Genomic DNA, 21,577 nt, shown 5'->3' with positions numbered 1-21,577 from the left:
TTGCAGGAGTTCCCCTTTTATGTCTTCAGGTCGTTTGCAACAACAGTTCATCCGTCTGTGGCAATGCTGTGATGGCAAAACGCAAGACACGACACTGAACGAACTGGCGGAGCTGCTTAGCTGCTCGCGCCGCCATATGCGAACCCTGCTTAATACCATGCAGGAACGTGGCTGGTTAACCTGGGAAGCGGAGGTCGGTCGGGGTAAACGCTCTCGCCTGACATTTCTCTATACCGGGCTGGCACTCCAGCAGCAGCGGGCAGAAGACCTGCTGGAACAGGATCGCATCGATCAGTTGGTACAGCTGGTCGGTGACAAAACCGCCGTACGACAGATGCTGGTTTCCCACCTCGGTCGTAGCTTTCGCCAGGGGCGGCACATCATGCGTGTCCTGTATTATCGACCGATGCGCAACCTGCTGCCCGGTACGGCATTACGCCGTTCCGAAACCCATATCGCCCGGCAAATCTTCAGCGCCTTAATTCGGGTAAATGAGGAAAATGGGGAACTGGAAGCCGACATCGCGCATCACTGGCAGCAGATTTCACCTTTGCACTGGCGTTTCTTTCTACGCCCGGGGATCCATTTTCACCACGGCCGTGAACTGGAAATGGACGATGTGATCGCCTCACTGACCCGCATTAATACGTTGCCGCTGTACTCGCATATTTCGCATATCGTCTCCCCCACGGCCTGGACGCTGGATATCCATCTGTCCCAGCCCGACCGCTGGCTTCCCTGGTTATTGGGGCAAGTCCCCGCCATGATCCTGCCGCGAGAATGGGAAACGTTGAATAACTTCTCCAGCCACCCGATTGGGACTGGCCCGTATGCGGTGATACGTAATACCAATAACCAACTGAAGATTCACGCATTTGATGACTATTTTGGCTACCGGGCGCTGATCGACGAAGTGAATGTTTGGGTGTTACCTGACATCGGTGAAGAACCTGGCGGCGGGTTGACGCTAAAAGGTCCCACGGAGGATGAAAAGGCGATCGAGAGCCGCCTCGAAGAAGGCTGCTACTACCTGCTGTTTGATACGCGTACCCGCCGCGGCGCTAATCAGGAGGTCCGCGAGTGGGTAAGCCGCGTACTCTCGCCAACCCATTTAATCTGTCACGCCGACGAACAGTATCAGCGACTGTGGTTCCCCGCCTATGGTTTACTCCCCCGCTGGCACCACGCCAAACCCGGCCATGGTGAAAAACCAGCCGGACTGGAAACGCTGACGCTCACTTACTATCGCGATCATATCGAACACCGGATTATCGCGCAGATCATGAAAACGTTGCTGGCGCAGCATCAGGTGCAACTGAATATTCAGGAGATCGACTACGATCAATGGCATGCAGGTGAAATAGTCAGCGATATCTGGCTAAACAGCGCCAACTTTACCCTACCGCTGGACTTCTCGCTGTTCGCCCATTTGTGCGAAGTCCCGTTGCTGCAAAACTGTATCTCGCGGGACTGGGAAAACGATGCCGCCCGCTGGCGAACCGGTGAAATGAGTCTGGCTGCGTGGTGCCAACAGTTGCTCGCCACAAAGGCCATTGTGCCATTGATCCACCACTGGTTGATCATTCAGGGACAGCGCAGTATGCGCGGGTTACGCATGAACACCCTCGGCTGGTTTGATTTTAAATCGGCGTGGTTTGCACCACCGGATCCTTAAGAGCCTTGTTCAGTAGGCGTAATCGGTGAAGACAGTTTGAACACGGACAGCGCGGAAAAACCGGAACGTACACGTAGTACGCGAGGATTTTGAGCACTGCCCAGGTTCAAACTGGCAAACAAGATAGCCTAATGGACAAGGCTCTTGATTGCCGCCTAGCAACAAAATCACTACACTAACGCCGTTCTCAACGGGGTGCTAAATAAAAACATACACAAAATCATTCGATCTGCGTATGGGCTGAGAGATACCCGTCGAACCTGATCCGGATAATGCCGGCGAAGGGATTTGAGGCTGTAGCTCAAGTCCTTTGCCACCTAACTCGTCATACTTCAAGTTGCAGATGCGTTGGCTTTATTACTCGGCCCATCCATGGGCCTCGCCCTTTCAGGGCCGCTGCAAGCAGCGTTCAAATCTGCTCCCGGCAGGTTTGTCGCTCACCCCAGTCACGTACTACCTGTACGCTCCTGGGGATGTGCTGCGTCGCCGCCTTCCTGCAACTCGAATTATTTAGAGTTTTACTTTATGAGGTGCAAAGTGTTTAAAAAATGTCTTCCGCTTTTACTGCTGTGTGCAGCGCCTGCCTTCGCCAAACCTGTGCTGACCGTTTATACCTACGACTCGTTCGCTGCTGACTGGGGCCCCGGCCCGACAATCAAAAAAGCCTTCGAAGCTGACTGCAACTGCGAACTGAAACTGGTCGCACTGGAAGATGGCGTATCGCTGCTGAACCGCCTGCGTATGGAAGGAAAAAACAGCAAGGCTGACGTTGTACTGGGGCTGGACAACAACCTTCTGGCAGCCGCTACGCAAACCGGGTTGTTCGCTAAAAGCAACGTGCCGGAGAATGCAGTCAGTGTGCCAGGCGGCTGGAAAAACGACACCTTTGTCCCGTTTGATTACGGTTATTTCGCCTTTGTTTATGATAAAAACAAGCTGAAAAACCCGCCGAAGAGCCTGAAGGAACTGGTGGAGAGCGACCAGAAATGGCGCGTAATCTACCAGGATCCGCGTACCAGCACGCCAGGGCTGGGGCTGCTGCTGTGGATGCAAAAAGTCTATGGTGATAAAGCGCCGGAGGCATGGCAGAAACTGGCAGCCAAAACCGTCACTGTCACCAAAGGCTGGAGTGAAGCCTACGGCCTGTTCCTGAAGGGTGAAAGCGACCTGGTGTTGAGCTACACCACCTCTCCGGCCTATCACATCATCGAAGAAAAAAAGGGTAACTACGCCGCCGCTAACTTTAGCGAAGGTCACTATCTGCAGGTGGAAGTTGCCGCACGTACCGCAGCCAGCAAGCAACCGGAGTTGGCGGAAAAATTCCTGAAATTTATGGTATCTCCGGCATTCCAGAATGCGATCCCAACGGGCAACTGGATGTATCCGGTGACGCAGGTCACCCTGCCGCCAGGATTTGAGCAACTGGAAAAACCGGTCAACGCACTGGAATTTACCCCGCAGCAAGTTGCTGCCCAGCGTCAGACATGGATTAGCGAATGGCAACGCGCCGTCAGCCGTTAATTCCCGGCTGGCTGATCCCAGGGCTTTCAGCAGCCACATTGATGGTGGCTGTCGCGCTGGCCGCATTTCTGGCACTGTGGTTTAACGCACCGCAGGGAGAATGGGTATCGCTCTGGCAGGACAGCTACCTGTGGCATGTGGTGCGCTTTTCTTTCTGGCAGGCATTTTTGTCCGCAGCGTTGTCCGTTATCCCGGCGATTTTTCTCGCCAGAGCGCTCTATCGCCGGCGTTTTCCCGGACGTCTGGCCCTGTTGCGCCTGTGCGCGATGACGCTGATCTTGCCGGTGCTGGTCGCCGTATTCGGCATCCTTAGCGTATATGGTCGTCAGGGCTGGCTGGCCTCGCTCTGGCACACATTCGGGCTGGAGTGGACGTTTTCGCCATACGGCTTACAGGGTATTCTGCTGGCGCATGTCTTTTTCAACCTGCCGATGGCGAGTCGTTTGCTGCTGCAATCGCTGGAGAACATCCCCGGCGAGCAACGCCAGCTCGCGGCGCAGTTAGGGATGCGCGGCTGGCATTTCTTCCGTTTTGTTGAATGGCCGTGGCTGCGTCGTCAGATCCTCCCCGTAGCAGCACTTATCTTTATGCTGTGTTTCGCCAGCTTCGCCACCGTGCTGTCGCTCGGCGGCGGACCGCAGGCAACCACTATTGAGCTGGCTATCTATCAGGCACTGAGCTTTGATTACGATCCCGCGCGGGCGGCTATGCTGGCCCTGATCCAGATGGTTTGCTGTTTAGCGCTGGTACTGCTCAGCCAACGGCTGAGTCGCGCCATCGCACCCGGTAATACGCTGGTACAAGGCTGGCGCGATCCCGACGATCGTCTACACAGCCGACTGGCTGACATAATTCTGATTGCTCTCGCGCTGTTGCTGTTGCTTCCACCGTTGCTGGCGGTGATTGTCGATGGCTTAAACCGCAATGTACTGGATGTGCTTACGCAACCAGTGCTGTGGCAAGCACTGGAGACGTCACTGCGTATCGCGCTGGCGGCAGGCATATTGTGCGTCATTCTGACGATGATGCTGCTGTGGAGTAGCCGCGAACTGCGCGCCCGGCAGCAGGTATTGGCAGGTCAGGCGCTGGAACTGAGCGGCATGATGATACTCGCCATGCCGGGTATCGTACTGGCTACCGGGTTCTTTTTGTTGCTCAATAACAGCATTGGGTTACCGGAATCGGCTGACGCCATCGTGATTTTCACCAATGCACTAATGGCGATCCCTTACGCACTGAAGGTGCTGGAAAACCCGATGCGCGATGTAACCGCACGCTACAGTATGTTGTGTCAGTCTTTGGGTATTGAAGGATGGTCACGACTGAAAGTGGTTGAACTACGCGCCCTGAAGCGCCCGCTGGCGCAGGCGATGGCCTTTGCTTGTGTCCTGTCGATTGGTGATTTTGGCGTAGTCGCCCTGTTCGGCAATGAAGATTTCCGCACCCTGCCGTTTTATTTGTATCAACAGATTGGATCTTACCGCAGTCAGGATGGCGCGGTTACGGCGTTATTGCTGCTGATCCTGTGTTTTACGCTGTTTACCGTTATTGAGAAATTGCCGGGACGAAATGTTAAAACTGATTGATATTACATGGCTTTATCACCACTTACCCATGCGTTTCACATTATCGGTAGCGCGCGGTGAGCAAGTCGCGGTGCTCGGGCCAAGCGGCGCCGGGAAAAGCACGCTATTGAATCTGATTGCCGGATTTCTGACGCCTGCCAGCGGCATAATGATGATTGAAGGCGAAGATCACACCGCCACACCGCCCTCTCGTCGTCCTGTTTCCATGCTGTTTCAGGAAAACAACCTGTTCAGCCATCTGAACGTACAGCAAAACATCGGCCTGGGTCTGAATCCGGGATTAAAACTGAACGCGTCTCAGCGTGAGAAACTACAGCACATCGCCCAACAAATGGGTCTTGATAACCTGCTGGACAGGCTCCCCGGCGAGCTTTCCGGCGGACAAAGGCAACGTGTAGCACTGGCACGTTGTCTGGTTCGCGAACAACCCGTTTTACTGCTTGATGAGCCGTTTTCTGCACTCGATCCGGCATTGCGCCAGGAGATGTTATCGCTGGTTGCCGAGGTCTGTCGTGACAAACAACTGACGATGCTGATGGTCTCCCATAGCGTTGAAGATGCAGCACGCATTGCGCCACGTTCAATTGTGGTCGCTGATGGGCGCATTGCATGGCAAGGCAAAACGGACGATCTGTTAAGCGGCAACGCCAGCGCCTCGGCGCTATTGGGCATTAAAGCATAATGCGTTGCCGGATGACGGCGTGAACGCCTTATCCGGCCTACAGGTCGCACATTATGTAGGCCGGATAAGGCGAAGCCGCCATCCGGCAAAGGAATCGTCAGTAACCCACCACTTTGCGCAAAATATCGAGATACACCGGCATCAGTGGATGACGCAATAACGCCACCAGCGCGACTACGCCAATCCCAAGCGTCAGCGGCGCCAGATACAGCAGGCGGCCACGCGGCAAATATGCGGTTAAACGATCGACAGCGGCTTTGCCACTGCGCCACAGTCGCCAGCACAGCCAGCCCCCCACCCACAGCAGCAATGCAGTCGCCAGCAACAGCCATTTGAAATCTCCGCTCTGCATATCGGAAGGAATATCAATTGCCGCGCCCGCCAGAATACCCGGCAGGAAATAGAACGGTGGCCACAGCACACAGCCGATGATATTGGGAACGATGAATTTGGCGACGGGCAGATCCAGCATTCCCGCCACCATCGGTACCAGTGGACGCGTCGGGCCAACAAAACGCCCTACCAAAATAGTAAACATGCTGTGCTGATGTAGCGCGTGTTCGGTCTTGTCCAGCAACGCTTTATTCTTTTTCATGAAGGACCAACGGTGCAACGGTTTTTTAAAGCGCCAGCCCAGCCAGAAAGAGATCCAGTCCCCCAACAAGCAACCGACGATGCCCGCAAGCCAGGCATGCCAGAAATTCAGTTCACCACTGCCAATTAAGGCGCCCAACCCCGCCATCATCACGGTGCCAGGTAGAATCAGGCCAACCAGCGCCAGAGACTCTAAAAAAGCCACCAGAAGCACAGCTATCAAAGAGTACATGGCGGACTGGAGAATAAAGTGTTCCAGCAATGCTTGCATAATGTGTCCGTCAGATTTACGAAGCAGGGATTCTGCAAACCCTTCTCAACTTCGTCAAGCCATCAATTGTCTGAATAGATTGCGAGTTATGACAACTTTCAGGACACATCATTCACTTTTTATTCACATCCAGCACGAAACTCGCTCGGACTGGCACCGGTGCATTTTTTGAAAACGCGGGAGAAATAGAGTTGGTCGTCAAAGCCAACATTGCGACCCACCGTGGCAATAGGCATACGTGTGGTACTCAGCAGTAACTTGGCCTGGCTGATACGCTGATCCTCGCGCCAGCTTAATACGCTGATGCCCAATTGCTGACGGAACAGATGTGACAGCCGGGACGGTGACAGGCAGACATGCTGCGCAACGCTGGCAATATCAAAATTACTGTCCGCCAGATGATCACTGATGTACTGGCAGGCATCGCGCACGCGGTTATCCATCGGCGGATGCAGCGATTCGTTAATCGCGTCCATGCGTCTGAGCAATAATTGCTCCAGCAGGTTTATCGCCAGCAGTTCGGAATAGCGCCCTTCCCCCTGTCCGGCATTAATGATCTGTCCAAACAGTTCGTTAAAATGCGGCTGGTGCGCTTCGTCCGGGCGGAAAAAACCGGTCTGGGCAAAGATTGCCGGCCAGGCCAGCCACTCCTGCCAATAGGCACGCGGTCGGAAGTAGACCCACTGGTGATACCACTCGCTGGCATCAGGATGGCGTCCGTAATGGTGAATTTCGCCGGGTGGGAACAGCAAAATATCACCAGGTCGACAGACAAACTGCTTACCCTGATTATTGATGACCCCTTCACCTCGGATGGTGAGGTTCAGGATATAACCTTTCATACCCAACGGCCTGTCGATAAAAAAATCCAGATATCCGTTCGCCTCAATGGGGGTTAAACCCGCCACTAAATGCGCATTAAACGAATACCCAGGCAGCAGGGGATCGTTTTGCGGTTCAGCCATAATTTCAATACTCCCTCTGTTCTGATAAGAAACAATTTGTCCATATTGTGTGAGACTTCATCACCGCCGTCCCTGCAAGTCGCTATGACGTCAGCAATGCACCATCAACCCCGCTTGTGAAAAGCACTTTGTTAAAAAGCTGTACGATGCCAACGACAAAAACGGCTAACAAAAGTGTCTATAAGTACGGCAGAAATGTCCACATTGAATATTTGCACGGCGTCACACTTTCTGATGCCACAGCATTTTAGTCCATAAGATTAGCGGATCCTGCCTGACGGTTTTTATCCCCACTATCTACTGTTTATCCATACCCGTATTTTTGGATGGAGTAAGACGATGGCGATTGCAATTGGCCTCGATTTTGGTAGTGATTCAGTACGTGCTTTAGCGGTGGAATGTGCCACCGGCGCAGAAATCGCCACCAGCGTAGAGTGGTACCCGCGTTGGCAGGAAGGGCAATATTGCGACGGCCCAAACAATCAGTTTCGCCATCACCCGCGCGACTACATCGAATCCATGGAAGCGGCACTGAAAACCGTGCTGGCCGAACTGAGCGCTGAGCAACGTGCGGACGTGGTCGGGATTGGCGTTGACAGCACGGGTTCGACTCCGGCACCTATTGATGCCAACGGTAACGTGCTGGCGCTGCGTCCTGAATTCGCTGACAACCCGAACGCCATGTTTGTGCTGTGGAAAGATCACACCGCAGTCGAAGAAGCTGAAGAAATTACCCGCCTGTGCCACACACCGGGCAAAGTCGATTACTCCCGTTATATCGGTGGCATTTATTCCAGCGAATGGTTTTGGGCAAAAATCCTGCACGTTACCCGTCAGGACAGCGCTGTCGCCGAGGCAGCGGTCTCATGGATTGAGCTATGTGACTGGGTTCCAGCCCTGCTCTCGAATACCGTACGCCCGCAGGATATTCGCCGCGGACGCTGCAGCGCCGGACACAAATCACTGTGGCATGAAAGCTGGGGTGGACTGCCACCAGCCAGTTTCTTTGATGAACTCGATCCCGTCATCAACCGCCATTTGCAATACCCAATGTTTACCGACACCGTCACCGCCGACCTGCCGGTTGGCACGTTATGCGCTGAGTGGGCACAGCGTCTGGGTCTGCCAGAAAGCGTCGTCATTTCAGGCGGTGCATTTGACTGCCATATGGGTGCCGTAGGCGCTGGTGCGCAACCCAATACGCTGGTAAAAGTCATCGGCACCTCGACCTGCGACATTCTGATTGCCGACAAGCAAAGCGTGGGCGAACGCGCAGTGAAGGGGATTTGCGGCCAGGTTGATGGCAGCGTCGTCCCACATTTTATCGGCCTGGAAGCGGGTCAGTCTGCTTTCGGCGATATCTATGCCTGGTTTAGCCGTGTCTTGAGCTGGCCGCTGGATCAGCTTGCGGCACAACATCCTGAACTGAAAACCCAGATTAAAGCCAGCCAAAAACAACTGCTGCCTGCGCTGACTGAAGCGTGGGCAAAAAACCCATCGCTGGATCATTTGCCGGTGGTACTCGACTGGTTCAACGGCCGCCGTACGCCAAACGCGAACCAGCGTCTGAAAGGGGTTATCACCGACCTGAACCTTGCGACCGATGCTCCGGCCCTGTTTGGTGGTCTGATTGCCGCCACGGCGTTTGGCGCACGCGCCATCATGGAATGCTTTACCGAACAAGGCATAGCGGTCAACAACGTCATGGCATTGGGCGGTATCGCGCGTAAAAACCCGGTCATCATGCAGACCTGCTGTGACGTGCTGAACCGTCCGCTACAAATCGTTGCTTCAGACCAGTGCTGCGCACTCGGTGCCGCAATCTTCGCCGCTGTTGCCGCTAAGGTCCACGCAGACATTCCAGCCGCCCAACAAAAAATGGCGAGCGCCGTAGAAAAGACGATGCAACCTCGCCCAGAACAGGCTCAACGTTTTGAACAGCTTTACCGCCGCTACCAGCAGTGGGCAGTAAGCGCTGAACAACAATACCTTCCGACTGCCATGCCGGCGCAAAAAACACCGGTAAACCAGGCAACCCTGACACATTAAGGACACGACAATGACGATTTTTGATAACTATGAAGTGTGGTTTGTGATTGGTAGCCAGCATCTGTATGGCCCTGAAACACTGCGTCAGGTAACCCAACATGCCGAGCACGTCGTTAACGCACTGAATACTGAAGCTAAACTGCCCTGCAAACTGGTCTTAAAACCGCTGGGTACCTCGCCTGACGAAATCACCGCTATTTGTCGTGACGCCAACTATGACGATCGCTGCGCAGGGATGGTGGTCTGGCTGCATACCTTCTCCCCGGCAAAAATGTGGATCAACGGCTTGGCGATCCTCAATAAACCGCTGATGCAGTTCCACACCCAGTTTAACGCTGCTCTGCCATGGGACAGCATTGATATGGACTTTATGAACCTGAACCAGACCGCGCACGGCGGCCGCGAGTTCGGTTTCATCGGCGCGCGTATGCGTCAACAGCATGCCGTGGTCACCGGTCACTGGCAGGATAAACAGGCACACGAACGTATCGGTTCCTGGATGCGCCAGGCCGTCTCCAAACAGGATACCCGTCACCTGAAAGTGTGCCGTTTTGGCGACAACATGCGTGAGGTTGCGGTCACTGACGGCGATAAAGTGGCGGCACAAATCAAATTCGGCTTTTCAGTAAATACCTGGGCCGTGGGCGATCTGGTACAGGTGGTGAACGCAATCAGCGACGGTGAAATCAACGCGCTGATCGACGAGTACGAAAGCACCTACACTATGACAGCGGCCACTCAGATCCACGGTGACAAACGTCAAAACGTGCGGGAAGCTGCCCGTATTGAACTCGGCATGAAGCGTTTCCTGGAACAGGGTGGATTCCACGCCTTTACGACAACATTCGAAGATTTGCACGGCCTGAAACAACTTCCGGGTCTGGCCGTACAGCGTCTGATGCAGCAGGGCTACGGCTTTGCGGGCGAAGGCGACTGGAAAACTGCCGCTCTGCTTCGCATCATGAAGGTGATGTCAACCGGTCTGCAGGGCGGCACCTCATTTATGGAGGATTACACCTACCACTTCGAGAAGGGCAACGATCTGGTGCTCGGCTCGCACATGCTGGAAGTGTGCCCGTCTATCGCGGTGGAAGAGAAACCGATCCTCGACGTACAACATCTCGGCATTGGTGGTAAAGACGATCCGGCCCGCCTGATCTTCAATACCAAAACTGGCCCTGCTGTTGTTGCCAGCCTGATCGATCTCGGCGATCGCTATCGTCTGCTGGTTAACTGCATCGACACCGTACCCACCCCACATGATCTGCCGAAACTACCGGTGGCAAACGCACTGTGGAAAGCCCAACCGGATCTGCCAACTGCATCTGAAGCCTGGATCCTCGCCGGCGGCGCACATCACACCGTCTTTAGCCACGCGCTGGATCTGAACGATATGCGTCAGTTTGCTGAAATGCACGATATCGAGATCGCAGTGATCGATAACGACACCCGCCTGCCGGCCTTTAAGGACGCGCTGCGCTGGAACGAAGTGTATTACGGGTTCAAACGTTAATCGTCGAAACGGATTGCCCGGTGGCATTTCATTTACCGGGCCTGCAAACCACTGTAGGCCGGATAAGCGAAGCGCCATCCGGCATTCAGGAGTTAACATGTTAGAAGATCTTAAACGTCAGGTACTGGAAGCCAATCTGGCGTTGCCTAAGCACAATCTGGTCACCCTGACCTGGGGCAACGTTAGCGCCGTCGATCGTGAGCGTGGCGTATTTGTGATTAAACCATCCGGTGTCGATTACAGCGTCATGACTGCCGACGATATGGTGGTAGTCAGTATCGCCACGGGCGAAGTGGTGGAAGGCCAGAAGAAACCCTCTTCTGATACACCAACGCACCGTCTGCTGTACCAGGCATTCCCGACGATTGGCGGCATTGTTCATACCCATTCTCGTCACGCAACCATCTGGGCGCAGGCAGGCCAGTCAATCCCGGCCACGGGCACAACGCATGCGGACTATTTCTATGGCGCTATCCCCTGCACGCGTAAAATGACCGATGTCGAGATTAACGGCGAATATGAATGGGAAACCGGGAATGTGATCGTCGAAACCTTTGAGAAGCAAGGGATTGATGCCGCACAGATGCCTGGCGTATTAGTGCATTCTCACGGCCCGTTTGCGTGGGGAAAAAATGCCGAGGATGCAGTACATAACGCGATTGTGCTGGAAGAAGTCGCCTATATGGGCATCTTCTGTCGCCAACTCGCACCGCAGTTACCGGATATGCAGCAAACGTTGCTGGATAAACATTACCTGCGCAAACATGGTGCTAAAGCGTATTACGGACAGTAACCATTGTCGAACATGACAACTGTATAAAATCACAGCCAATCTATCAGAACCAGGCTATAATAATGCCTGGTTTTTTGACGGATACGCAGCGTGGCGCAGGCTGGTTTTATTTTAACCCGACACTGGCGGGATACCCCGCAGGGGACAGAGGTTTCATTCTGGCTGGCAACGGACAATGGGCCACTGCTGGTTACGCTCGCGCCACAGGAATCCGTCGCGTTTATCCCCACACACCAGACGCCTCGTGTAACGTCATTATTACGCACAGAAAACGGCTATCGGCTGACACCGCTCACACTCCAGGATTTCCACCGTCAGCCAGTTTCGGGCCTGTATTGCCGCTCGCACCGCCAGCTTATGCGGCTAGAAAAACTGCTGCGTGAAAATGGTGTGACGGTTTACGAGGCCGATGTCCGCCCACCAGAACGTTATCTGATGGAACGCTTTATTACCTCCCCGGTTTGGGTCGAAGGTACTCCTCAAAACAACACACTCATTAATGCCCGACTGAAGCCGAATCCGGACTACCGACCACCGTTGAAATGGGTATCGCTGGATATCGAAACAACGCGTCACGGCGAGCTGTACTGCATCGGCCTTGAAGGTTGCGGGCAGCGTATTGTCTATATGCTCGGCCCGCCGAATGGCGATGCCTCCCGGCTGGATTTTGAACTTGAGTACGTCGCCAGTCGCCCGCTGTTGCTGGAAAAACTTAACGACTGGATTGCCCGTCACGATCCCGATGTGATCATCGGTTGGAACGTGGTGCAGTTCGATTTACGCGTCCTGCAAAATCATGCTGAACGTTATCGTATCCCACTGCGTTTTGGTCGCGACAACAGCGAACTGGAGTGGCGTGAACACGGTTTTAAAAACGGTGTTTTTTTCGCGCAGGCCAGAGGGCGTCTGATTATTGACGGCATTGAGGCGCTGAAATCCGCATTCTGGAATTTTTCGTCATTCTCGCTGGAAACGGTATCGCAGGAACTCCTTGGCGAAGGGAAGTCGATTGATAATCCCTGGGACAGAATGGACGAAATTGACCGTCGTTTTGCCCAGGATAAGCCCGCTCTTGCTACTTACAACCTCAAAGACTGTGAGCTGGTCACGCGTATTTTTCATAAAACCGAGATCATGCCGTTTCTGCTGGAACGTTCGACGGTAAACGGTCTGCCTGTCGACCGGCACGGCGGTTCGGTTGCCGCTTTCGGGCATCTCTACTTACCGCGGATGCACCGCGCCGGTTACGTCGCGCCCAATCTGGGGGAAGTCCCCCCTCATGCCAGCCCCGGCGGCTACGTGATGGACTCGCGCCCTGGGCTGTACGACTCCGTGCTGGTGCTGGATTACAAAAGCCTGTATCCCTCAATTATCCGTACTTTCTTGATCGACCCTGTCGGACTCATCGAAGGGATGGCTCATCCAGAACCGTTGCACAGCACAGAAGGGTTCCTCGACGCGTGGTTCTCCCGCGAAAAGCACTGCCTGCCGGAGATTGTTACCCAAATCTGGCACGGGCGCGACGAAGCGAAACGCCACGGCAATAAACCGCTCTCGCAGGCGCTAAAAATCATCATGAATGCGTTTTATGGCGTACTTGGCACCACGGCTTGTCGCTTCTTTGATCCGCGACTGGCCTCGTCGATCACCATGCGCGGCCATGCGATCATGCGCCAGACTAAAGCACTGATAGAAGCACAGGGCTACGATGTCATCTATGGCGATACTGACTCGACCTTTGTCTGGCTCAAAAAGGCGCACTCAGAAGACGATGCCGCCAGAATTGGTCGTGAGTTGGTAAGCTATGTCAACACCTGGTGGGCGCAATCGCTGAAGCAGCAAAACCTGACCAGCGCGCTGGAGCTGGAGTTTGAAACCCATTTTTGTCGCTTTCTTATGCCCACCATCCGCGGTGCCGATACCGGCAGCAAAAAGCGTTATGCCGGGATGATCCAGGAAGGTAATGCACAACGCATGGTGTTTAAAGGCCTGGAAACGGTGCGTACAGACTGGACACCGCTGGCACAGCAGTTTCAGCAGGCGCTGTACCTGCGAATTTTTCGCAACGAGCCTTACCAGGAGTTTGTCCGCGAGACCATCGACAAGCTGATGGCGGGTGAACTGGATGAACAACTGATTTATCGCAAACGTCTGCGCCGCCCGTTAAGCGAATACCAGCGCAATGTCCCACCGCACGTTCGTGCGGCGCGACTCGCCGATGAACAGAATGCAAAACTTGGCCGCCCACCGCAGTATCAAAATCGCGGGACGATCAAATATGTCTGGACGGTAAATGGCCCAGAACCCGTGGATTATCAACAATCCCCCCTGGATTACGAGCACTATCTGACCCGGCAAATACAGCCCGTAGCCGAGGGAATTCTTCCCTTTATTGATGATAACTTTGCTACACTACTCACAGGACAACTGGGGTTATTTTGACGCGTGACGAAACCGCCGCCATCCAGTACCATAGCGCCCTTTCCATTCCTGGACCCATTTAACACCACTACCACTGATTTATTAGCCTGGTAGCGGGGTCGTATGCTCTCAAAACCTCGGGCTAGCCCGAAAAATGACGAGTATTACCTGCAATTAAAGATATAGAGCCGAACACATATGCCTTTTACACTTGGTCAACGCTGGATCAGCGATACAGAAAGCGAATTGGGACTTGGTACCGTTGTCGCCATGGATGCGCGAACCGTCACTTTACTTTTCTCATCGACGGGCGAAAACCGTCTGTATGCGCGCAGTGATTCCCCCGTGACCCGCGTGATGTTCAATCCTGGCGATACGATAACAAGCCATGAAGGCTGGCAACTGCATGTCGATGAAGTAAAAGAAGAAAACGGCCTGCTTGCTTATATCGGAACCCGTCTCGACACCGAAGAAACTGGCGTCATATTGCGTGAAGTGCTGCTCGACAGCAAGCTGGTGTTCAGTAAACCCCAGGATCGCCTGTTTGCTGGCCAGATTGACCGAATGGACCGCTTCGCACTGCGCTATCGTGCGCGTAAATTTCAAAGCGAACAGTACCGCATGCCGTGGAGTGGTCTGCGCGGTCAGCGCACCAGCCTGATCCCACACCAGCTTAACATCGCCCACGATGTCGGCCGCCGCCATGCGCCTCGCGTTCTGCTGGCAGACGAAGTTGGTTTAGGTAAAACCATTGAAGCCGGGATGATCCTGCATCAGCAACTGCTGTCTGGTGCTGCCGAGCGTGTACTGATCATCGTCCCTGAAACTTTACAGCACCAGTGGCTGGTCGAAATGCTGCGCCGTTTCAACCTGCGTTTCGCGCTGTTCGATGACGAACGCTATGCAGAAGCGCAGCACGATGCCTACAACCCGTTTGAAACTGAGCAACTGGTTATCTGCTCGCTGGACTTTGCCCGTCGCAGTAAACAACGTCTGGAGCATCTGTGTGATGCCGAATGGGACCTGCTGATTGTCGATGAAGCCCATCACCTGGTATGGAGCGAAGATGCGCCCAGCCGCGAGTATATGGCCATTGAACAGCTGGCAGAGCGCGTGCCGGGTATCCTGCTGCTGACCGCAACGCCGGAACAACTCGGCATGGAAAGTCACTTTGCGCGTTTGCGCCTGCTGGACCCAAGCCGCTTCCACGATTTTGCCCAGTTCGTTGAAGAACAAAAAAATTATCGCCCGGTTGCCGATGCGGTTGCCATGCTGCTGGCAGGTAACAAGCTGAGTAACGATGAGCTAAACATGCTTGGCGACATGATTGGCGAACAGGATATTGAGCCGCTATTACAGGCAGCGAACAGCGACAGTGATGACGCCCAAAGCGCGCGTCAGGAGCTGGTTTCGATGCTGATGGACAGACACGGCACCAGCCGCGTGCTGTTCCGTAACACCCGTAATGGTGTGAAAGGCTTCCCGAAACGCGAACTGCATACCATCAAGCTGCCGCTGCCAACCCAATACCAGACAGCAATCAAAGTCTCGGGCATTATGGGTGCACGTAAGAGTGCGGAAGATCGCGCACGCGACATGCTCTACCCCGAACAGATTTATCAGGAATTTGAAGGCGATACCGGAACCTGGTGGAACTTTGACCCGCGCGTTGAATGGCTGATGGGTTACCTGACCAGCCACCGCTCACAGAAAGTGCTGGTGATCTGTGCGAAAGCAACCACCGCGTTGCAACTTGAGCAAGTGCTGCGCGAGCGCGAAGGTATCCGCGCCGCCGTGTTCCATGAAGGGATGTCGATCATTGAGCGTGACCGCGCCGCAGCCTGGTTTAGCGAAGAAGATAGCGGCGCCCAGGTAATGCTGTGTTCTGAAATCGGCTCCGAAGGGCGTAACTTCCAGTTCGCCAGCAATCTGGTGATGTTTGACCTACCGTTTAACCCGGACCTGCTGGAACAGCGTATTGGTCGTCTGGACCGTATTGGTCAGGCGCATGATATTCAGATCCACGTTCCGTACCTGGAAAAAACCGCGCAGTCCGTGCTGGTACGCTGGTACCACGAAGGTCTGGATGCGTTCGAACACACCTGTCCGACCGGACGCACCATTTATGATACGGTTTATAACAATCTGATCGGCTACCTGGCGGAGCCAGAAAACACCGATGGCTTTGACGATTTGATCAAAACCTGCCGCGAACAGCATGACGCGCTGAAAGCTCAGTTGGAGCAAGGTCGCGATCGCCTGCTGGAGATCCACTCTAACGGCGGCGAAAAAGCACTGGCGTTGGCTGAAAGTATTGAAGAACAAGACGACGATACTAGCCTGATCGCCTTCGCGATGAACCTGTTTGATATCGTTGGTATTAATCAGGATGACCGTGGCGACAATTTGATCGTGCTGACACCTTCCGATCACATGCTGGTGCCTGATTTCCCAGGACTGCCGGAAGATGGCTGCACCATTACGTTTGAGCGTGATGTCGCTCTGTCGCGTGAAGACGCGCAGTTTATTACCTGGGAGCACCCGCTAATCCGTAATGGTCTGGATCTGATCCTCTCCGGCGATACCGGTAGCAGCACCATTTCGTTGCTGAAAAACAAAGCATTACCGGTCGGTACTCTGCTGGTTGAACTGGTCTACGTTGTTGAAGCGCAAGCGCCAAAACAGTTGCAGTTAAACCGCTTCCTGCCGCCAACGCCGGTACGCATGCTGCTGGATAAAAACGGCAATAATCTTGCCGCCCAGGTTGAATTCGAAACCTTTAACCGTCAGCTCAGCGCCGTTAACCGCCACACCGGCAGCAAACTGGTCAATGCCGTGCAGCAGGATGTTCATGCCATTCTGCAACTCGGTGAAGCGCAGGTAGAAAAATCGGCCCGTGCGCTGATCGATGCAGCACGTAAAGAAGCAGATGAGAAACTGACCGCGGAACTGTCGCGTCTCGAAGCGCTACGAGCCGTGAACCCGAACATCCGTGATGACGAGCTTGCAGCCATAGAAAGCAACCGTCAGCAGGTGATGGAAAGCCTCGATCAGGCTGGCTGGCGACTGGATGCGCTACGCCTGATCGTCGTGACACATCAGTAACGGAGCTGAAAATGGGGATGGAAAACTACAATCCGCCGCAGGAACCCTGGTTGGTTATCCTGTACCAGGATGAGCACATTATGGTGGTCAACAAGCCAAGCGGCTTGTTGTCCGTACCGGGTCGCCTGGATGAGCATAAAGACAGCGTGATGACACGTATTCAGCGCGACTATCCACAAGCCGAATCCGTACATCGTCTGGATATGGCTACCAGCGGCGTGATTGTAGTGGCGCTGACCAAAGCAGCAGAGCGCGAACTCAAACGCCAGTTTCGCGAGCGTGAGCCGAAGAAACAGTACGTGGCGCGGGTGTGGGGACATCCTGCACCTGCCGAAGGCCTGGTTGATTTACCGCTGATTTGTGACTGGCCCAACCGGCCAAAGCAAAAGGTGTGCTATGAAACCGGAAAATCCGCGCAAACAGAATACGAAGTCGTGGAGTTTGCCGCGGATAATACCGCCCGGGTGGTGCTAAAACCTATTACTGGACGTTCCCATCAGCTACGCGTGCATATGCTGGCGTTAGGACACCCGATTCTGGGTGACCGTTTCTATGCGCCACCGGAGGCGCTGGCAATGGCACCGAGGCTGCTGCTGCACGCAGAGATGTTAACCATCACCCATCCCGAATACGGCAACAGTATGACGTTTAAAGTCCCGGCGGATTTTTAAATTCAGTTCCCATTTATGCCGGGGGCGCTTCGCTTGCCCGGTCTACAGTTATCAACGTAGGCCGGATAAGGCGCTAGCCGTCATCCGGCATAATTATTATTTAAAGCCTTTCTGTTCTTTAATTAGCTCATACGCTTTTTGAATTTCTTGTGCTTTTTGCTTCGCCATTTCCATCATTTCTGGTGGCAGGCCTTTCGCAACCAGTTTGTCCGGATGGTGCTCGCTCATCAGCTTACGATAGGCGCGCTTAATGGTGGTTGCATCATCTGTTGCTTTTACCCCCAACACGTTACAGGCATCTTCCAGCGTGGGTCCGCGTTGCGCCTGCTGCCAGCCGCCGCCCGCAGATTGCTGTTGATATCCGCCGCCAAACTGCGCCCCACCCTGCATCATGCGGAGGAACTGATCAAACTGGGTACGCGAAATCCCCAGTTCTTCAGCGATGACGTACAGCACTTCACGCTCGTTAGGATGCAACGACCCATCGGCAAATGCCGCCTGGATCTGAATTTCCAGAAACATGCGGATCAGATCGAATCGACCAAAGCAGACACTACGAAACTGACGCATCTTTTCACGTAATGGGTAATTGTCTGATTTTCCCACGCGGAAAGCATGCTGCGCCGCAGTACGCGAATCACCGTGCAAATTCATGCGCTCCATCAACTGGCTGGCGATATGAATATCCGCCTCAGTAACACGTCCCTTGGATTTAGTCAGATGCCCCATCACCTCAAAAGTGGTGGCAAAAAACAGCGCCTGACGCTCTCGTTGGTTGGCGAACCATGCCATTTTGCGCATGCGGGCTTTGTCGAACATATGGCCAACTAACAGGCCTAACACCACACCCCAGAAGCCGCCGCCCATCATTAAGGCAACGGCCACACCAATAATCTTTCCCCAATACTGCATACATTCCCCAAATCTTTATGCTCTTGGCCAGGCTATGTCCCACAATATAAGGTGCTTTTACCGTTTTACGGCTGCGGTCAATTGTGGGACATAGCCTATAATTTGCATTATCATACCTGTCATTCAATGCCGTGCCTAACACCACAAACGCTATACCCGTTGGATTTCGAGTTACGACAAGGCAGCAACGCAGTGACAAATTCGTCTGGAACGAATTTGAACAACCGCAGACTGCCGCCGAAGAGGGATAAAGAAATCCCTCATCGCATCCCCTGACGCTTTACAGTGCAGGTAACTGGGGAAAACGAAGAAGACAACGAATATGCAGCTTGAAAGGTGACGGGCATAAAATGGGCAGGATTAATACTAGCGAAGTGAAGATGAGATAAGTTAGGCTGTGACCGTTTGTCACGCGCGACGCTACTGATGATGGAACAATAAATACAACGTATGAAAAAACGTATTCCCACTCTTCTGGCCACCATGATTGCCAGCGCCCTCTATAGTCAACAGGGCCTGGCAGCCGATCTCGCCTCACAGTGCATGTTGGGCGTGCCAAGCTACAACCGTCCTCTGGTGCAGGGCGACACCAATGAGTTACCTGTCACCATCAATGCCGATCACGCGAAAGGGAACTACCCTGATGACGCCGTGTTTACCGGCAACGTGGATATTGCGCAGGGTAACAGCCGCCTACAAGCCGATGAAGTGCAGCTTCATCAAAAGCAGGCCGAAGGTCAACCCGCTCCCGTTCGTACCGTCGATGCTCTGGGCAACGTCCATTATGATGACAACCAGGTCATTCTGAAGGGACCAAAGGGATGGGCAAACCTGAATACGAAAGACACCAACGTCTGGGAAGGTGACTACCAGATGGTGGGACGTCAGGGGCGCGGGAAAGCGGACCTGATGAAACAGCGTGGTGAAAATCGCTACACTATTCTGGAAAACGGCAGTTTTACCTCCTGTCTTCCGGGTTCCAATACCTGGAGCGTCGTCGGTAGTGAAGTGATCCATGACCGTGAAGAACAGGTCGCTGAAATCTGGAACGCCCGTTTTAAACTGGGCCCGGTTCCGGTGTTTTACAGCCCCTATTTACAACTCCCTGTCGGCGATAAGCGCCGTTCCGGTTTCTTGATCCCGAACGCAAAATACTCCACCAAGAACTATTTTGAGTTCTACCTGCCATATTACTGGAATATCGCGCCCAACATGGACGCCACCATTACGCCGCATTATATGCATCGCCGTGGCGGCGTGATGTGGGAGAACGAATTCCGTTACCTGACCCAGGCAGGTATGGGTCTGATGGAACTCGACTATCTGAATTCCGACCGGGTCTACGACGACGAACATCCGAAAGATGATAATTCACGTCGCTGGCTGTTTTACTGGCAACACGCCGGTGTGATGGACCAGGTGTGGCGTTTCAACGTCGACTACACCAAAGTCAGCGACTCCAGCTACTTTAATGATTTTGACAATAAGTACGGTTCCAGCACCGACGGTTATGCGACACAGAAATTCAGTGTCGGCTATGCGGTGCAAAACTTTGATGCAACGCTCTCAACTAAACAGTTCCAGGTCTTTGACGATCAGAACAACAGCAGTTATTCCGCTCAGCCACAGTTAGACGTCAACTTCTATCAGAATGACGTTGGTCCATTTGATACCCGTATTTATGGACAGGCGGTGCATTTCGTCAATACCAATGACGATATGCCGGAAGCGACGCGTGTGCACCTTGAGCCGACCATCAATCTGCCGCTATCCAATCAGTGGGGAAGTATCAACACTGAAGCGAAGCTAATGGCGACGCACTACCAGCAGACCAATCTGGATTGGTATAACGCGAATAACACCACGAAGCTGGACGACTCCGCTAACCGCGTCATGCCGCAGTTCAAAGTCGACGGTAAGCTGGTCTTCGAACGTGATATGGAAATGCTGGCACCAGGCTATACCCAGACACTGGAGCCGCGTGCGCAGTATTTATATGTGCCGTATCGCAACCAAAGTCATATCTATAACTATGACTCTTCCCTGCTGCAATCTGACTACAGCGGCCTGTTCCGTGACCGCACCTATGGCGGTCTGGACCGTATTGCCTCCGCAAACCAGGTAACGACCGGCGTCACATCTCGCGTTTATGATGACGCGGCCGTTGAACGTTTTAATATTTCTGTGGGTCAAATCTACTATTTCACCGAGTCTCGCACTGGCGATGACAACATTAAATGGGAGAATGACGACAAAACCGGTTCACTGGTATGGGCTGGCGATACCTACTGGCGCATCTCCGATCGTTGGGGTTTACGCAGTGGGATTCAGTACGACACGCGTCTGGACAGTATCGCCACCAGCAGCAGCAGCATCGAGTACCGTCGCGACGAAAACCGTATGCTGCAGTTGAACTACCGCTATGCCAGCCCGGAATATATCCAGGCGACCCTGCCCTCGTATTACTCTACGGCAGATCAGTATAAAAACGGGATTTCTCAGGTGGGTGCAGTGGCGAGCGTGCCGATCGCTGAGCGTTGGTCAATCGTCGGGGCTTACTACTTCGATACCAATGTGAACAAAGTGGCGGATTCCATGCTGGGCTTGCAGTACAACTCCTGCTGTTATGCCATTCGCGTCGGCTACGAACGTAAGCTGAATGGTTGGGATGACACCCAGAAACACGCGGTATATGACAACTCGATCGGCTTTAATATCGAACTGCGCGGCCTGAGCTCTAACTATGGCCTTGGCACCAACCAGATGCTGCGTTCGAACATTTTGCCGTATCAAAGCTCTTTATGATCTGATTGATTTAC

At 53.8% G+C, this 21,577-nt stretch carries 14 protein-coding genes and 1 riboswitch; of the genes, 11 read left to right on the top strand and 3 right to left on the bottom strand.

Translation table 11 applies throughout. From position 1 onward, the window contains the following. Positions 1–19: 19 nt before the first annotated feature. The 4 genes from sgrR to thiQ all read left to right on the top strand — a co-directional run bounded on the left by sgrR (position 20) and on the right by thiQ (position 5,464). On the top strand, positions 20–1,675 hold the full coding sequence (gene sgrR / locus QMN38_RS13145) for an HTH-type transcriptional regulator SgrR (RefSeq protein ID WP_323605192.1): 1,656 nt from the start codon (positions 20–22) through the stop codon (positions 1,673–1,675). Between the two features lie 181 nt (positions 1,676–1,856). Then, positions 1,857–1,980, top strand: a riboswitch (TPP riboswitch). A gap of 232 nt (positions 1,981–2,212) precedes the next feature. Next, on the top strand, positions 2,213–3,196 hold the full coding sequence (gene thiB, locus QMN38_RS13140) for a thiamine ABC transporter substrate binding subunit (protein WP_323605191.1): 984 nt from the start codon (positions 2,213–2,215) through the stop codon (positions 3,194–3,196). Beyond that, the gene (gene thiP / locus QMN38_RS13135; RefSeq protein ID WP_271449966.1) at positions 3,172–4,782 is read left to right on the top strand and encodes a thiamine/thiamine pyrophosphate ABC transporter permease ThiP; all 1,611 of its coding nucleotides are present in this window, start codon (positions 3,172–3,174) and stop codon (positions 4,780–4,782) included. Before thiB ends, thiP begins: the two co-directional genes overlap by 25 nt. Further along, the gene (gene thiQ / locus QMN38_RS13130) at positions 4,766–5,464 is read left to right on the top strand and encodes a thiamine ABC transporter ATP-binding protein ThiQ (protein ID WP_271440482.1); all 699 of its coding nucleotides are present in this window, start codon (positions 4,766–4,768) and stop codon (positions 5,462–5,464) included. Before thiP ends, thiQ begins: the two co-directional genes overlap by 17 nt. 97 nt (positions 5,465–5,561) lie before the next feature. Here thiQ and QMN38_RS13125 read toward each other — a convergent pair whose 3' ends face one another. Further along, positions 5,562–6,329 carry a DedA family protein gene (locus QMN38_RS13125; RefSeq protein ID WP_137383741.1) on the bottom strand — a complete coding sequence of 256 codons (768 nt, stop codon included), beginning with the start codon at positions 6,327–6,329 and terminating at the stop codon, positions 5,562–5,564. A gap of 119 nt (positions 6,330–6,448) precedes the next feature. Beyond that, entirely contained in the window at positions 6,449–7,294 is an 846-nt protein-coding gene (gene araC / locus QMN38_RS13120; protein ID WP_271457056.1) for an arabinose operon transcriptional regulator AraC, read from the bottom strand. A 339-nt stretch (positions 7,295–7,633) separates the two neighbouring features. On the opposite strand from araC, the gene araB reads away from it, so the two are divergent. The 6 genes from araB to rluA all read left to right on the top strand — a co-directional run bounded on the left by araB (position 7,634) and on the right by rluA (position 17,846). Next, positions 7,634–9,343, top strand: coding sequence for a ribulokinase (araB, locus tag QMN38_RS13115; protein ID WP_323605190.1), 1,710 nt, complete (start codon positions 7,634–7,636; stop codon positions 9,341–9,343). A gap of 10 nt (positions 9,344–9,353) precedes the next feature. Next, positions 9,354–10,856 carry an L-arabinose isomerase gene (araA, locus tag QMN38_RS13110; protein ID WP_271440480.1) on the top strand — a complete coding sequence of 501 codons (1,503 nt, stop codon included), beginning with the start codon at positions 9,354–9,356 and terminating at the stop codon, positions 10,854–10,856. 97 nt (positions 10,857–10,953) lie between these two features. Beyond that, entirely contained in the window at positions 10,954–11,649 is a 696-nt protein-coding gene (gene araD, locus QMN38_RS13105) for an L-ribulose-5-phosphate 4-epimerase (RefSeq protein ID WP_271440479.1), read from the top strand. A gap of 90 nt (positions 11,650–11,739) precedes the next feature. Then, complete coding sequence (gene polB / locus QMN38_RS13100) at positions 11,740–14,091, top strand: DNA polymerase II (RefSeq protein ID WP_323605189.1); 2,352 nt, start codon at positions 11,740–11,742, stop codon at positions 14,089–14,091. A gap of 177 nt (positions 14,092–14,268) precedes the next feature. Next, the gene (gene rapA / locus QMN38_RS13095) at positions 14,269–17,175 is read left to right on the top strand and encodes an RNA polymerase-associated protein RapA (protein ID WP_323605188.1); all 2,907 of its coding nucleotides are present in this window, start codon (positions 14,269–14,271) and stop codon (positions 17,173–17,175) included. 11 nt (positions 17,176–17,186) lie between these two features. Next, entirely contained in the window at positions 17,187–17,846 is a 660-nt protein-coding gene (rluA, locus tag QMN38_RS13090) for a bifunctional tRNA pseudouridine(32) synthase/23S rRNA pseudouridine(746) synthase RluA (RefSeq protein ID WP_137383748.1), read from the top strand. Positions 17,847–17,942: 96 nt separating this feature from the next. Here the strand turns inward: rluA and djlA are convergent, their stop codons facing one another. Further along, positions 17,943–18,758: a co-chaperone DjlA gene (djlA, locus tag QMN38_RS13085; protein WP_323605187.1), complete on the bottom strand. Its 816-nt coding sequence runs from the start codon at positions 18,756–18,758 to the stop codon at positions 17,943–17,945. Between the two features lie 450 nt (positions 18,759–19,208). On the opposite strand from djlA, the gene lptD reads away from it, so the two are divergent. Beyond that, on the top strand, positions 19,209–21,563 hold the full coding sequence (gene lptD / locus QMN38_RS13080) for an LPS assembly protein LptD (RefSeq protein ID WP_323605186.1): 2,355 nt from the start codon (positions 19,209–19,211) through the stop codon (positions 21,561–21,563). The last annotated feature ends 14 nt before the right edge of the window (positions 21,564–21,577 follow it).

Source organism: Citrobacter sp. R-1.5.2, from assembly GCF_035064245.1.
In the GTDB taxonomy this organism is placed as follows: Bacteria; Pseudomonadota; Gammaproteobacteria; order Enterobacterales; family Enterobacteriaceae; genus Citrobacter.
This window is presented reverse-complemented; position numbering and strand designations above follow the sequence as displayed.

What these genes read in the sequence shown, in the direction of transcription:
- sgrR (WP_323605192.1), top strand. Translation starts at nt 20, where the DNA reads ATGTCTTCAGGTCGTTTGCAACAACAGTTCATCCGTCTGTGGCAATGC.
- thiP (WP_271449966.1), top strand. Translation starts at nt 3,172, where the DNA reads ATGGCAACGCGCCGTCAGCCGTTAATTCCCGGCTGGCTGATCCCAGGG.
- thiQ (WP_271440482.1), top strand. Translation starts at nt 4,766, where the DNA reads ATGTTAAAACTGATTGATATTACATGGCTTTATCACCACTTACCCATG.
- QMN38_RS13125 (WP_137383741.1), bottom strand. Translation starts at nt 6,329, where the DNA reads ATGCAAGCATTGCTGGAACACTTTATTCTCCAGTCCGCCATGTACTCT.
- araC (WP_271457056.1), bottom strand. Translation starts at nt 7,294, where the DNA reads ATGGCTGAACCGCAAAACGATCCCCTGCTGCCTGGGTATTCGTTTAAT.
- araB (WP_323605190.1), top strand. Translation starts at nt 7,634, where the DNA reads ATGGCGATTGCAATTGGCCTCGATTTTGGTAGTGATTCAGTACGTGCT.
- araA (WP_271440480.1), top strand. Translation starts at nt 9,354, where the DNA reads ATGACGATTTTTGATAACTATGAAGTGTGGTTTGTGATTGGTAGCCAG.
- araD (WP_271440479.1), top strand. Translation starts at nt 10,954, where the DNA reads ATGTTAGAAGATCTTAAACGTCAGGTACTGGAAGCCAATCTGGCGTTG.
- rapA (WP_323605188.1), top strand. Translation starts at nt 14,269, where the DNA reads ATGCCTTTTACACTTGGTCAACGCTGGATCAGCGATACAGAAAGCGAA.
- rluA (WP_137383748.1), top strand. Translation starts at nt 17,187, where the DNA reads ATGGGGATGGAAAACTACAATCCGCCGCAGGAACCCTGGTTGGTTATC.
- djlA (WP_323605187.1), bottom strand. Translation starts at nt 18,758, where the DNA reads ATGCAGTATTGGGGAAAGATTATTGGTGTGGCCGTTGCCTTAATGATG.
- lptD (WP_323605186.1), top strand. Translation starts at nt 19,209, where the DNA reads ATGAAAAAACGTATTCCCACTCTTCTGGCCACCATGATTGCCAGCGCC.